Genomic DNA, 13,707 nt, shown 5'->3' on the forward strand with positions numbered 1-13,707 from the left:
GAATATGCAAAAAGCATTGGAGACGAAACGTTTGACGTTGTCTTACGGCGAAACAATTATTATTGATGAGTTGAATTTAGAAATTCCAAAAGGTGAAATTACCATCTTTATCGGTTCTAACGGTTGCGGGAAATCGACCTTATTACGTTCACTAGCTAGATTATTAAAACCAACAGCTGGTGACATTTTGTTAGATAATCAAGACATTCAAAATATGCAAACGAAGCAAATCGCTCGTCAAATGGCAATTTTACCGCAAGGACCGCAAGCGCCAGAAGGGCTTACAGTATTGCAACTTGTAAAGCAAGGACGTTATCCGTATCAAACATGGCTGAAGCAATGGTCAGAAAAAGATGAGGAAATGGTACAGAAAGCACTTGCAGCAACAGGTATGACAGAATTTGCTGAGCGTGATGTACATGCTCTTTCAGGTGGACAACGTCAACGTGCTTGGATTGCAATGACGCTTGCACAAGATACAGATATTATTTTATTGGATGAGCCTACTACCTATTTAGATATGACTCACCAAATTGAAGTGCTAGATTTATTATTCGAATTAAATGAAACAGAACAAAGAACAATTGTTATGGTACTACACGATTTAAATTTAGCATGCCGTTATGCAGATAATATTGTAGCCATTCAAGATAAACAAATATATGCACAAGGTAAGCCAGAAGAAGTAGTGGATGAGAAACTAGTACGTGATGTATTCCGAATGGAATGTCAAATTAGTACGGATCCGTTATTTGGGACGCCACTTTGTATCCCACATGGAAAAGGAAGACGTGTACGTAAAGAGGTTGCTCATGCAATGAGATAAAGAAAAAGACGATGAGGAATCATCGTCTTTTTTATTTTTGACAAGAGAATAAGAGAAAGAGGGGAATACGTAAACGACGTTCATATTCTTCCGTTGTACGATGATATTTAATAACTTCTTGATCAATCCAAGGTTCAACGCGTTTTCCCGTTTTAAAATACTCATCGACGAGCCAGCTCGTTCTCTTTCCGCTCGTTTGCAAGCTTTCAAATGAAGAGGTAATAATAGGGTGTTGAACGCTAAAAGTAAAGATTCCATTTGTTTTTAAAGTTTCGTACACATTTTGAAAAATGATAGGAAGATGTTCGATATAATGTAGGGCGAGTCTAGATGTTACTAAATCAAAAGTAGCAGGAGGGTATGTGTAGTCTTTGAGGTTTAAAAAATGGACGATCCCATTTTTATTTTCTAGTTGTTTTTTAGCTTTTTCATACATAAGTTCGGAGCCTTCAATACCAGTGTAAGAGTGGCAGTCTTTTTCTAATAAATCCTTGCCAAATTTTGCGTCACCGCAGCCTAAATCGAGAATTTTCTTTCCTTTCACATCACCAATGAGTTGAAAGAAGGCTGGCTTTTCAAGTGATTCATTTGGGCTATTTTCTCGGTATCTTCGTTTCATATATTGTTCAAAAAACGCTTCGTTATTATATACATCAGATTCAGTAAATGCCATGATTGAAGCCCCCTTACATATTTTTTTTATTCTACCAAATATGAAAAGTAAATGATAGATTTCTTGTAATGAATCATATATAATCTAGAATTGTAAGCGGTTACTTTAAACTATTTTTCTATAATAAATTCTGAAAACGTGTTAAGCTAGTAGAGGGATTATTAGAACTATTAAGACAATAATTCGCTTACATGAACGATGGGAGGCTTCACGATGTCTAGTAAAACACTTGCGAAATTTTTAGAAGAAAATTTAGAGGATTTAAAATCAAAGGGGCTTTATAACGTAATTGATCCGCTCGAAAGTTCAAATGGACCGATCATTACAATTGGCGGAAAAGAATATATTAACTTATCTTCAAACAACTATCTTGGATTAGCAACAGATAGCCGTTTGCAAGAAGCTGCAATTGGTGCAATTCATAAGTACGGCGTTGGAGCAGGAGCGGTTCGTACAATTAACGGTACTTTAGATTTGCATATTAAATTAGAAGAAACAATTGCAAAGTTTAAACATACAGAAGCAGCGATTGCTTATCAATCAGGATTTAATTGTAATATGGCAGCGATTTCAGCTGTTATGGATAAAAATGATGCGATTCTTTCAGACGAGTTAAACCATGCTTCTATTATTGATGGTAGTCGTCTATCAAAAGCAAAAATTATTGTTTATAAACATTCTGATATGGAAGATTTACGCCAAAAAGCAATCGCAGCGAAAGAATCAGGACTTTACAATAAATTAATGGTAATTACAGACGGTGTCTTTTCAATGGATGGAGATGTTGCAAAACTACCAGAAATTGTTGAGATTGCGGAAGAATTAGATTTAATGACATACGTAGACGATGCACACGGTTCAGGTGTACTTGGTAAAGGGGCAGGAACTGTAAAGCACTTCGGTCTGTCTGATAAAGTTGATTTCCAAATTGGTACATTATCAAAAGCAATTGGGGTAATTGGTGGATATGTAGCAGGGAAACAAAACTTAATTGACTGGTTAAAAGTTCGTTCACGTCCATTCTTATTCTCTACAGCATTAACACCAGCTGATGCTGCAGCTTGCATGAGATCAATTGAAATCTTAATGGAAAGCACAGAGTTGCACGATCGTTTATGGGAAAATGGTCGCTATTTAAAACAAGGGTTAAAAGAACTTGGCTTTAACATCGGAGAAAGTGAAACGCCAATTACACCTTGTATTATTGGTGACGAAGTATTAACACAAGAATTTAGTAAACGTCTAAATGAAGAAGGCGTATATGCAAAATCTATCGTGTTCCCAACTGTAGCTAAAGGAACAGGACGTGTTCGTAATATGCCAACAGCAGCTCATACGAAAGAAATGTTAGATGAAGCAATTCGTAAGTATGAAAAAGTAGGGAAAGAAATGGGCATCATTTAAGTAACGACATCTTTTGAATAGCTTGCAAATGAGGAGTGGGGAAAATGAAAAAAATTCTAGTAACCGGTTCTTTAGGGCAAATTGGTTCTGAACTAGTAATGAAACTTCGTGATGTATACGGCGCATCAAATGTTATTGCAACAGATATTCGTGAAACAGATAGTGAAGTAGTAACGTCTGGTCCATTTGAAACGTTAGATGTAACAGATGGACAAAAACTACATGATATCGCAAAGCGCAATGAAGTAGATACAATTATTCATTTAGCAGCTTTACTTTCAGCAACAGCAGAAAAAAATCCGTTATTTGCATGGAATTTAAATATGGGCGGACTTGTAAATGCATTAGAAGCAGCTCGTGAATTAAACTGTAAGTTTTTCACGCCAAGTTCTATCGGTGCATTCGGTCCATCAACACCGAAAGATAATACACCACAAGATACAATTCAACGTCCTACTACGATGTATGGGGTAAACAAAGTAGCAGGGGAATTATTATGTGATTATTATCATCAAAAATTTGGCGTTGATACGCGCGGTGTCCGTTTCCCAGGTTTAATTTCTTACGTAGCTCCTCCAGGAGGCGGAACAACTGACTATGCAGTTGAAATTTATTATGAGGCGATTAAAAAAGGCACATACACCTCATACATTGCAGAAGGAACATACATGGATATGATGTACATGCCAGATGCTTTACAAGCGATCATTTCATTAATGGAAGCTGATCCAAGTAAACTTGTGCATAGAAATGCATTTAATATTACAGCAATGAGCTTTGAGCCAGAGCAAATCGCAGCATCAATTCGTAAACATATTCCGACGTTTACAATGGACTACGCTGTAGATCCAGCTCGTCAAACAATCGCTGATAGTTGGCCAAACTCTATTGATGCAACAGCAGCAATGAAAGAGTGGGGCTTTAAAGCAGAATACGATTTAGACAAAATGACAACGGACATGTTGGCTAAGTTAAAAAAAAAGCTCACAGCTGAGTTAGTGATGAATTAATAGGAAGGGTCGATTCTTAGGAATCGACCCTTTTTATTTGTATTTTAGGAATATACAAATAATTACAAGTGTGATAGAATGAGTTAATTTGTGTGTAGAGGGGAGAAGCAACATGCAAAGAGTTGATGTCGTATACGCACTAATACATGACGAAGAAACAGATAAAATATTAATGGTACATAATGTAGAACAAAATGTTTGGTCATTGCCGGGTGGGGCTGTTGAAAAGGGTGAAACGTTAGAGGAAGCTCTAGTAAGGGAAGTAAAAGAAGAGACAGGTTTAACTGCTGTGGCAGGTGGACTTGTTGCGATTAATGAAAAATTCTTTGAAGAGCCAGGGAATCATGCGCTATTATTTACATTTCGAGCGCATGTAGTAAAAGGTGAACTTGTTGCAGCAGATGAAGGAGAAATTTCCGCAATAGAGTGGGTGGACAGAGCAATTGCAAATGAACGATTCCCATTCTACGATGGAGGATTCGATTCATTATTAGAAGTAGCCATTCCATATAAGTTTCAACCAGAAACAAAGTGATTGAAAGAAAAAACAGGAGCGCAAAGCTCCTGTTTTTCTATTCAATCGTCTTCAGTAATAACTTTTTCAGTAGTGGTTTAATCTTCAAACGTAAATCTTCAGCGTGATTTGCAACTAAGAAGTGATGGTTATAAATGTTCTTCATTAATTGATAAGTTGCTTCTTTCGCTTCGCCTTCTTCGATGAAAATTCCGATTACTTCCATACCACTTTTACGAGCAAGTTTGACAGCTTCATGCGTATCTAAAATACCGTCTTGTTGGTAATCTAGCGCAGAAGGTTCACCGTCTGTGAAGACAAGTAAGAATTTATGTTTTTCTGGTCTTTTTGCAAGCTTTTCAGAAACGATACGAATGATATATCCGTCGCGGTTATCTTCTTCTTCGCGAAGCTGCATAATTTCGGGACCAACGTTTGGTAACGTTGAGTTTTTATACGTTACAACTTCATGGATAACGTTCGGTTTATCTTCAGGTTTCGCACTAGAAGCATCTTCCCAAAATCCACTAATAGCGTGCGGGATTTTTAAAGATTTTAACGCTTCATGGAATAGGACCACACTCTTTTTCGTTTCTTCCATCTTGTTATACATAGAACCAGAACAGTCCACTAACAGTTGGAATGCAACGTCAAGCTCTTGCGATTCTTGTCCTTTTTTATAAAACATGCGCGGCTGCTTTTCAGTATAAATACGAAGGAATTTCTTACGAAGTCTTCCGTAATATTTATCACTATTTGCATTCGTCTTATTTTCAATCGTTTTTTCGATAATTTTCTTTAATTCTTTTACATCTTTATTAACCACTGATTTGATGGCTTGGTAATCCTTTTTCTCGTCAGGAGTTGATTTGCGAGCTTCTTTAAATGTATGAGAAGCACCAACGTTATACTTACCGTATGCACCATCATTTTGACTAGAAGCGTGTGAAGCTCTTGCTTCTTCTGTATCAGCACCATCAAAGTTAGATTGTGTACTTTTTTGAGAAGTACCTTGTACAGAACCAAGTGCTTGGTCACCATCTTCTGATTCGCGAGCAGTGTCACCCATCATATTTGTTTTTGTACCGCTTTCTAATTCAAAGCGTAAAAAGTTCTCGTTTTCATTGTTTTTATTTTCACGATGCCATGTCGAGAAGCTTTCATCCATTTTGTTTTTATTTTCATCGTCATCTATGAGCTGCGTATCATCGTTTGCTAAATCTTCGACGCGACAGTTTTTTTCATCTGCAATGACAGATAAATAAAGCGGTGCATGCCCGAAATAGTTGTTCAGCATATCACTTTCAAGAAGCTCCTCTAAACGATAGCGAATTTTCTCAACGATATACATAATATCTTCCGTATTACGAGCTTGGAATGTTTCATGCAAAATAGCTTCAATTTGCTCGAAATATTCATTATTAAACATTTCATATTTATCGCTCGTTAATGAAAGATAGCATAGACAAAATAGACGATCACCGTGATAGTTACGAACGCGATTGATTTCATTTTGTGAGCTAAAGTAATTGCGATACATTTCTTTTCTTCTTTTAAAAACATGCTTTGTGCCAGGGCGTAAGTTTTTTACGATTTCCTCAACACGTAAATCTTCTAATAGAACAAATAATTGTGTTAAAAACTTTTTTAAGGGTGATTCTTGCAATTCAATTGCATAAGAACGAATTAAAGTCATGTCCGAGTAATGTTTATTACCAAGTGCTTTTAAAAACACTTCGCTTTTTAATCCGATTACTGTATCCTCTTCTTTTCGATCATCCCAAAAGTGACTAATGACAACCTTTTTTTCAATTTCGTCGTAGTATGCTTTATAGCCATACTCAAGGTAGGCATCATCTTCTTTGAGAAGGGCATACATTAAGTTTTCCATTTGTAGAAACAGCGACGCATCAATTTTTTTGTCACTAAAAATTTGTCTCATGAATTATCCCTCAAAGAAATAACTTTCTGCTAATTCACGGACAGTCATTTGTTCTGTTTCATCGTTTAATTTTGCGATAATACTACGTTCAATTGCACGCATAACGGGAATATATACACCTAAATCACATGCATCGATAATGCCACGAATACTTGCTGCTTCTTCACTTACGCGGCCATCACGAGCTAAAGGCATAAGATCGCTTGCAAATGCAACGAACTTTTCAATTGTTGCAACATCTTTTAGTTTTGATTCTGCTAATAATAGTTCTTTTAATGTATCACCTTGGATGTAAGGAACTTCAATAATAACGAAACGGTTTTTTAACGCTTCGTTTAGTTCACTTGTTCCAACGTAGCCTTCATTAATTGCTGCGATTACACGATACTCATTATCACCGTATACAACTTCTTGTGTAAATGGATTTGTAATCATTTTACGGTAATCTAATGCACCGTGAAGAAGTGGTAACGTTTCAGGTTTTGCCATATTGATTTCATCAATATATAGGAAATGGCCGTTCTTCATTGCTTTCATAAGAGGACCGTTAACGAATGTAACTTCAGATGCGCCATCTTTCGTTTGTAGTGTGTTGTATCCTAAAATACCTTCTACATCTAAATCGACAGAACAGTTAATGCTATGCATTGGTTTTTGGAATAAAGAAGAAAGTGTTTCAGCTAGTACTGTTTTACCACTACCAGTCGGCCCTTTTAATAGAATATTTTTGCCAAGAAGAAGTGCTGTAATGGCATCTTCGATAATGCTATTATCAGATGCTTTATATATTTTTGTACCGATCAAATGTGCATTTTCACCAGCTTCTTGTTTATTCTTTTCGTGAATTGTAGAAAGTTGCTGTTTTAAATCAGCATGTATATGAAATTGTTCTAACATGTATGTCCCACCTAACATTATTTTCATAAAGTAATACATCTTATGATAACTTGTTTTAATATGGTATGCAAAGAAAAGGAGAGGGGACAAATATAAAAGAAAAAGCAATCAATAATACATTGATTGCTTATAGTAAAGGAGAAATGAGCCTCATAAAAGATTCTAATATTCGTTTTTTGATACTTCTCTTTTGGAAAGCGTTCCATTTAATTTCAGTAGAATGCTTAAAGTCATCTTCAAAATCACGTTTAATATCATGAACAGTTTCTGATTCATACAGTACGCTAATAATTTCGTAATTCAATTCAAAGCTGCGTACGTCCATATTTGCTGTTCCGATTGTTGCGATTTTATCATCAACAAGTACAATTTTTGCATGCATAAAGCCATCTTTATAACTATAAATGGAGGCACCAGCTTTTAAAAGTGGAGTGAAGTAGGACTGAGATGCTTGGTCACTAATAATACTATCACTTTTACCAGGATATAAAATGCGTACATCTATGCCAGATATTGCACTTAAACGTAATAATGTTAAAGTTTCTTGATCTGGAATAAAGTATGGCGTAGCAATCCAAATAGATTTTTTTGCCGAGCCCATAACAGCTAATAATGTATTGCGAATGCTTTTATCATCTGAGCTTGGTCCGCTCGCTACAATTTGCACAGCACCTTCTGCATTTGAAATTTCTTTACCAGGGAAGTATTGTCTATTCATAAATGGATCCCAAGAATAGGTTTTCAAACCACTAGATGCATAGAGCCAATCCTCTAGAAAGATTGCTTGTAATTTATATAGCGCTTTTCCTTCTACTTTTAAATGACTGTCACGCCAAACGGGAAATTTTTTTGAACGACCAAGATATTCATCACCGACGTTAAGTCCTCCAGTAAAACCGATTTCTCCATCTACAATGACGATTTTACGGTGGTTACGATAATTGACGGTTTCAAGTAACCAAGCTGAAAAAATAGGATCAAATTCAACAATTTCAATTCCAGCTTCTTTCATAGGGTGTAAAAACCGTCTTCTCAACGTATTACTTCCGAGTCCATCATAAAGGAAGCGTACAATAACACCATCTTTTGCCTTTTTGATTAACGCATCCCGAACTTTTGTACCAATCTCATCAGATTTATAAATATAGTATTGAATATGTATATGATGTTTTGCTTGCTCGATCGCTTGCAAAATTTCTGAGAATGTTTGATCTCCGTTTGTTAAAAGTTTGGCAGTTGTTCTATCTGCTGCAGGCCCGCCTCCAAATTTTTGTACGACTTCTGTTAAATGGACAGAGCGTTCACTTAATGGGACTTTGAGTGATAACTCTAGTCGTCTTCCTTCTAATATTTCACGAAATAACTTTCTTTGCTCTTCTGAACGATGGAGATGCTTTTTTCTTCTCCAACGGCTACGCCCGAAAATAGAGTATAAAAGCACACCTATAACGGGAAGAAGTGCTAATACTAAAAACCAGGCTAAGGTACTTTGAGGAGATCTATTTTCGATAAAAATAACGAATGAAATTCCTACAATTGTGATGGACCAGAGAACGCCGACAAATGTATATAACGAAATATAAGATGTATTTAATAGGAAAAGAACGATAGATACAATTGTAAATATTAATAGTAATTGGATGATAGGTTTCTTCATTTCTATATAATTCCTCTAATCTTTCCTCAATATAGATTTCCTAAATAGCAGATGTACTGTGACATTTTTATCCGACTTTAATGGGCAGTAAGCCCCCCACCTCAAAATTCAGCGGAAGCAAAGAAGTTAGGCGGGGGATCAACTGCCCATAAAAGTCCGATTGGTGAGGGCTGATAATCAGTGGGGGATGAAGCCCCCCACTGATTAAAGTTTCACTTTATTATAAAGTGTTTTCTGTTTTTTACAAAATGTAGGTATTTCCCCATACTTTCCGCATTTGTCCTACATACAGTGTATTGTTACGTTTTTAAAGAGAAAAGGAAGGTGAATAAAATGTACGGTCGTCCAATTGGAGGATTTGGTCACGGTGGTGGTTTCGGACATTCACCATTTTTTGGTGGAGGTTTCTTTCCAGGGTTTGTAGCAGGAGCATTACTTAGCCCTGGATTTGGTTATGGCGGATATGGTTATCCGTATTACTCGGATTATTCTTATTATACAGGTTACCAACAAGATCCATATTATTCTTACAATACCTATTAAGATGAGAAAATGGGGAAGGAGAGGGGAAATATGAATTATATAGAAAATAACGGATTGTATTATCGTAATCATCATCATGGAGGGCACCATCATAACGGCGGACATCACCACCATGGAGGGCACAATCATCATAATCATCATCACCATCACGGAGGTGGATGGGGCTGGAGTGGCGGCTCATGGGGCGGTGGATTTTTCCCTGGAAGTTTTGCTGGAGGTGTGTTAGGTGGGCTTACAGCTGGCGCATTAACGGGTGCAGCAGGTGGAGGATACTATCCAGCACCGTACCCAGTAACTTATCCAGCGCCATATCCAGTTCCATATCCAACACCATATCCGGGGTATCAACAAACAACATATCCGTATTAAACAAAAAAAGAGGCTATCCTCTTTTTTTGTTTAATACGGTATTTATTTATAAAATACTTCCAAAATTAAGGTGAAAATATGTTAATATTTTGTTATTATAATTCAAAAAACATATATAATAATTTTAATTTATCCCGCATTAAAAGGCAGTAAGCCCCCCACCTCAAAATTCAGCGGAAGCAAGGAAGTTAGGCGGAGATCAACACTCCCCACTGATTAAAGTTTCACTTTATATATATGTTCTTGAAGAGTTGTATAGAGTTAGCTATAAGAAACTGCTATGTATAATTGAAACGGTATTATATTGCTTTTTATTACAAATAATATTATGTTATTTTAATCGACATATTTCAAAATTTGATTTATGTAAAGGACGATTATTAGGAAATGAAATATCTCTATTTCTATAAAAAGAAACAAGTTATGTTTTAGTCAGATAGGAAGCAAGGAGAGATGCGCATGCTAGAACAAAGAGGTCATGCATTATATGAATCTTCATTGCGAGATTTAAAGTTAGCATTAGATGAGTCTTCAATTGTTGCGATTACAGACCGAAAGGGTCTTATTACATATGTAAATGATAAGTTTTGTGAAATCTCCAAATATACAAGAGAAGAGTTAATAGGGAAAGATCATCGTATTTTAAATTCAGGATATCACCCGAAAACATTTTTTCAAATGCTATGGAAGCGTATTTTGAGCGGAAAAGTATGGAGAGGTGAGATTCGAAATCAAGCAAAAGATGGTACATATTATTGGGTTAAAACAACAATTGTTCCATTTTTAAATGAAAAAGGAGAGCCATATCAATTTATTGCGATTCGAAATGATATTAGTAGTAGGAAAGAAGCAGAACAGAGGTTACGGTTAAGCGAAAGTCGTTATAGGGAGCTTGCGTATCATGATGCTTTAACGAGTTTACCGAACCGTTTACAATTAATAACGACTGTTAACGAATTAATTGCAGATAAAAGAGAGTTTGGTATGATTTATTTTGATTTGGATCGTTTTAAATTAGTAAACGATACGCTAGGTCATATGATAGGAGATTTACTTTTAAGCGAAGTTGCTTCACGGTTGCATTATGTGCTAGGAGAGAAAGATGTTCTGGCTAGGCTGGGTGGCGACGAATTTGTGTTGTTAACAAAAAATCATACACAAGATGAGATGAGGCAGCTAGCGACATCTGTGTTGTCATGCTTTCAGGCGCCATTTATACTTGAAGGTCATGAAGTATACATTTCAGCTAGTCTAGGACTGTGCTCATATCCGCAAGATGGACAAGATGTAGAAACTCTATTGAAGAATTCAGATTTAGCTATGTATAGTGCGAAAGAACAGGGAAGAAATGCAGCGTGTTTCTTTACAGATGAGTTACGTGCGAAAATAAATCGTAGAATGAAAATTGAATTTGCTTTGCAAAAGGCAATTCGTGATGAAGAGTTAGATGTGGCACTGCAGCCTATTATTGATTTGAAAACGAAGAAATATACTGGTATCGAGGCTTTAGTACGTTGTACGACAGAAGAAGGGCCTATTTCCCCAAGTGAATTTATCCCTATAGCTGAAGAATCAGGACTTATTATAAAATTAGGAGATTGGGTATTAGAAAAGTCGTGTCGCTTATTTAAAACATTACCAAATTATCAAGAAGGATTAAAGTTATCTGTGAATTTATCTATACAACAATTAATGCAGAAACGTTTTATTTTGTCTGTACGTAGCATTTTAAAGAGAACTGGATTTCCTGCAAATCGTTTAATTTTAGAAATAACGGAAAGCATTGCTGTTCGTCATTTTGATTATATTATTGCTACATTACAAGAATTAAGAAATATGGGTATTTTAATTGCTTTAGATGATTTCGGAACAGGCTATTCTTCCTTATATTATTTAAAACAACTACCGCTGGATATAGTAAAAATTGATCGTAATTTTATTCGTGAATTTCATTATGATCATGCACAACCAGAGCGAACGATTGTAAAATCTGTTATTGAAATTGCCCATAGCTTACATTTAGCAGTAGTTGCTGAAGGGGTAGAGACAGTAGAGCAAGAAAGCTTATTAAAATCGATGGGCTGTGATTATGTACAAGGATTTTATTATGCAAAACCTTTATCTGTAGCAGAGTTAAAGGAAAAGTTAATTATAGACTTCTAATAAAAAAGAGAAGCCAGAAGCTTCTCCTTTTTTAATTCATTTTTTGTGAGTCTTTCATTAGTACAGGATAAAGAATAAGACCTAATACGAACAATCCGATTCCTAAGAAGAACGTTTTTAAATCAGCAGTTCCCGTTTTGATAACCCAAATAGAATATATGAATGCTAATGTAGTAATGATGCCGTCCTTTATTCGAGAGCCAGGCATTATATCATACGTTTCTCCTGTAATAACTAATTTGAATTGGTACAGCGTAGAAACAAGGTATGGAATTAAATAAGCTAATGTTGCTACAACGATAGCGAAATTATAAGCTTCTGATACGGTACCAGAAATCGTTGAGAATAAGAAAATTTGCGTCATCACATTTGTAATAAATAATGATTTTGAAGGACTACCTTTTTTATTTGTTTTCGCGAAAAATTTAGGGAAAAGCCCATTTTTTGCTGCCTGATAAGGAACCTCTGAACTAACAACGATCCAGCCAACTGTAGATCCAAATAAAGATACAAGTGCAAGTAAAGCCATTATATATGCGCCTTTATTGCCAATTGCTAAATTTAATGCGTCTACTAATGGTTTTTGAGAGTCTTTTAAAGCATCTTGAGAGAGAGCTCCCATTGTAAGTAGCGTAATTGACATGTAAATAAGAAGAGCGATAATTAATCCGAAAATAGTCGCTTTTTTAACATCACGCTGAGATTTTGCACGATTAGAAAGCATGACAGCCGATTCAATACCGATAAATGCCCAAAGTGTTGCAATAGCAGCTGAATTGATTTGTCCACCTAACGAAATTGATTGTCCTGCTTCATTCATAAATGTTTGCCCGTCTCCGAAATTAGAGGCGTTGAAAATGAATAATGTGATTACAATAAACATTGTAAATCCAATAATTTTTGCAATAGTAGCAAGAAGATTCATATTTCCAGCACGATCAATATTTTGAGAAAGAATATATTGAATTCCCCATAACATAAGGCTACATACGAGGAACGTTAATCCTTTTCCAAGTTCTAGTGAAAATCCGTTCGTTGAAAAGAGAATTTGCTTACTTTGTAAAACTGGAAAGAATGTTGATAAATATCCAGCAAAGGAAATAATAACAGATGCTGTTGCAGCCCAGTTCGCAGCCCAATATCCCCATGCCATACTATAGCCTGCAACTTTACCCGCTTTTTTTGAAGGGAACATCGCTTGAGCATAGCTTTGTGGCCCCGCTTTTAATTCTGGTTTTCGGATTGCTAAATTTCCAAATACGAGTGCAATCATAAATACGCCAAGTCCTGTAATACTCCATGCAAGTGTAGAACCCATTGGACCTGATACTTGTGCTAAATTTGCTGGAAGCATAAATACGCCACCGCCAACCATATTTCCGATAACAAAAGCTGTTAAAACCCATAATCCCCATTTTTTCGTTTCCATTTTTGTTAACTCCTTTGTAGTAAGATTTGCTTAAATATCATTTTTTACTAGCTTTTTGGCAATAAAAAAAGAGCCATGTAGATAAAAAATACCTACATGGCTCTTTTGCCTAACGTAGGTACAACGGGAATAACCCTTGTACCTACGCGTAATTTTTCCGCTAGGTTTCAAGGGTTACGTATGATGATGATGTTTTTGTGCAAATGTAACTACAATTGTTGTATAAGTAAGCATAGTTCTTTGCTCCCTTTCTCCTCTGATTTTGAAGTTAGTATACTAC

The 13,707-nt window shown here is 35.9% G+C and carries 12 protein-coding genes; 7 read left to right on the forward strand and 5 right to left on the reverse strand.

Annotation, left to right across the window (positions count from 1 at the left end; translation table 11 throughout):
- The first annotated feature begins 4 nt into the window (after positions 1–4).
- Complete coding sequence (locus MR147_RS20125; protein WP_074607427.1) at positions 5–826, forward strand: ABC transporter ATP-binding protein; 822 nt, start codon at positions 5–7, stop codon at positions 824–826.
- A 31-nt stretch (positions 827–857) separates the two neighbouring features.
- Here the strand turns inward: MR147_RS20125 and MR147_RS20130 are convergent, their stop codons facing one another.
- Entirely contained in the window at positions 858–1,499 is a 642-nt protein-coding gene (locus tag MR147_RS20130; protein WP_242304657.1) for a class I SAM-dependent DNA methyltransferase, read from the reverse strand.
- Positions 1,500–1,712: 213 nt separating this feature from the next.
- Here MR147_RS20130 and MR147_RS20135 point away from each other — a divergent pair, with 213 nt between their 5' ends.
- From MR147_RS20135 to MR147_RS20145, 3 genes are all read left to right on the forward strand, one after another.
- Positions 1,713–2,903 (forward strand): glycine C-acetyltransferase, encoded by a 1,191-nt coding sequence (locus MR147_RS20135; RefSeq protein WP_000095906.1) that lies wholly within the window; start codon positions 1,713–1,715, stop codon positions 2,901–2,903.
- A 44-nt stretch (positions 2,904–2,947) separates the two neighbouring features.
- Complete coding sequence (locus tag MR147_RS20140) at positions 2,948–3,913, forward strand: L-threonine 3-dehydrogenase (RefSeq protein ID WP_000723139.1); 966 nt, start codon at positions 2,948–2,950, stop codon at positions 3,911–3,913.
- 112 nt (positions 3,914–4,025) lie between these two features.
- Positions 4,026–4,448 carry an NUDIX hydrolase gene (locus MR147_RS20145; RefSeq protein ID WP_001189952.1) on the forward strand — a complete coding sequence of 141 codons (423 nt, stop codon included), beginning with the start codon at positions 4,026–4,028 and terminating at the stop codon, positions 4,446–4,448.
- Positions 4,449–4,485: 37 nt separating this feature from the next.
- Here MR147_RS20145 and MR147_RS20150 read toward each other — a convergent pair whose 3' ends face one another.
- The 3 genes from MR147_RS20150 to MR147_RS20160 all read right to left on the reverse strand — a co-directional run bounded on the left by MR147_RS20150 (position 4,486) and on the right by MR147_RS20160 (position 8,923).
- Positions 4,486–6,369: a vWA domain-containing protein gene (locus tag MR147_RS20150; RefSeq protein WP_074607423.1), complete on the reverse strand. Its 1,884-nt coding sequence runs from the start codon at positions 6,367–6,369 to the stop codon at positions 4,486–4,488.
- Between the two features lie 3 nt (positions 6,370–6,372).
- Positions 6,373–7,266, reverse strand: coding sequence for an ATP-binding protein (locus MR147_RS20155; protein ID WP_074607421.1), 894 nt, complete (start codon positions 7,264–7,266; stop codon positions 6,373–6,375).
- 127 nt (positions 7,267–7,393) lie between these two features.
- On the reverse strand, positions 7,394–8,923 hold the full coding sequence (locus MR147_RS20160) for a cardiolipin synthase (protein ID WP_074607419.1): 1,530 nt from the start codon (positions 8,921–8,923) through the stop codon (positions 7,394–7,396).
- A 333-nt stretch (positions 8,924–9,256) separates the two neighbouring features.
- Between MR147_RS20160 and MR147_RS20165 the strand changes: the two genes are divergently transcribed.
- The 3 genes from MR147_RS20165 to MR147_RS20175 all read left to right on the forward strand — a co-directional run bounded on the left by MR147_RS20165 (position 9,257) and on the right by MR147_RS20175 (position 11,998).
- A complete protein-coding gene (locus tag MR147_RS20165) occupies positions 9,257–9,466 on the forward strand; it encodes a hypothetical protein (protein WP_139302755.1) in 210 nt (69 codons plus the stop codon).
- A 30-nt stretch (positions 9,467–9,496) separates the two neighbouring features.
- Entirely contained in the window at positions 9,497–9,835 is a 339-nt protein-coding gene (locus MR147_RS20170; RefSeq protein ID WP_074607415.1) for a cobalt transporter, read from the forward strand.
- A gap of 459 nt (positions 9,836–10,294) precedes the next feature.
- A complete protein-coding gene (locus MR147_RS20175) occupies positions 10,295–11,998 on the forward strand; it encodes a putative bifunctional diguanylate cyclase/phosphodiesterase (RefSeq protein ID WP_074607413.1) in 1,704 nt (567 codons plus the stop codon).
- A 31-nt stretch (positions 11,999–12,029) separates the two neighbouring features.
- On the opposite strand, the gene MR147_RS20180 is transcribed toward MR147_RS20175, so the two are convergent.
- Entirely contained in the window at positions 12,030–13,427 is a 1,398-nt protein-coding gene (locus MR147_RS20180) for an amino acid permease (RefSeq protein WP_000448464.1), read from the reverse strand.
- Between the last annotated feature and the right edge of the window lie 280 nt (positions 13,428–13,707).

Source organism: Bacillus cereus group sp. BfR-BA-01350 (assembly GCF_022663775.1).
GTDB lineage: Bacteria > Bacillota > Bacilli > Bacillales > Bacillaceae_G > Bacillus_A > Bacillus_A paranthracis.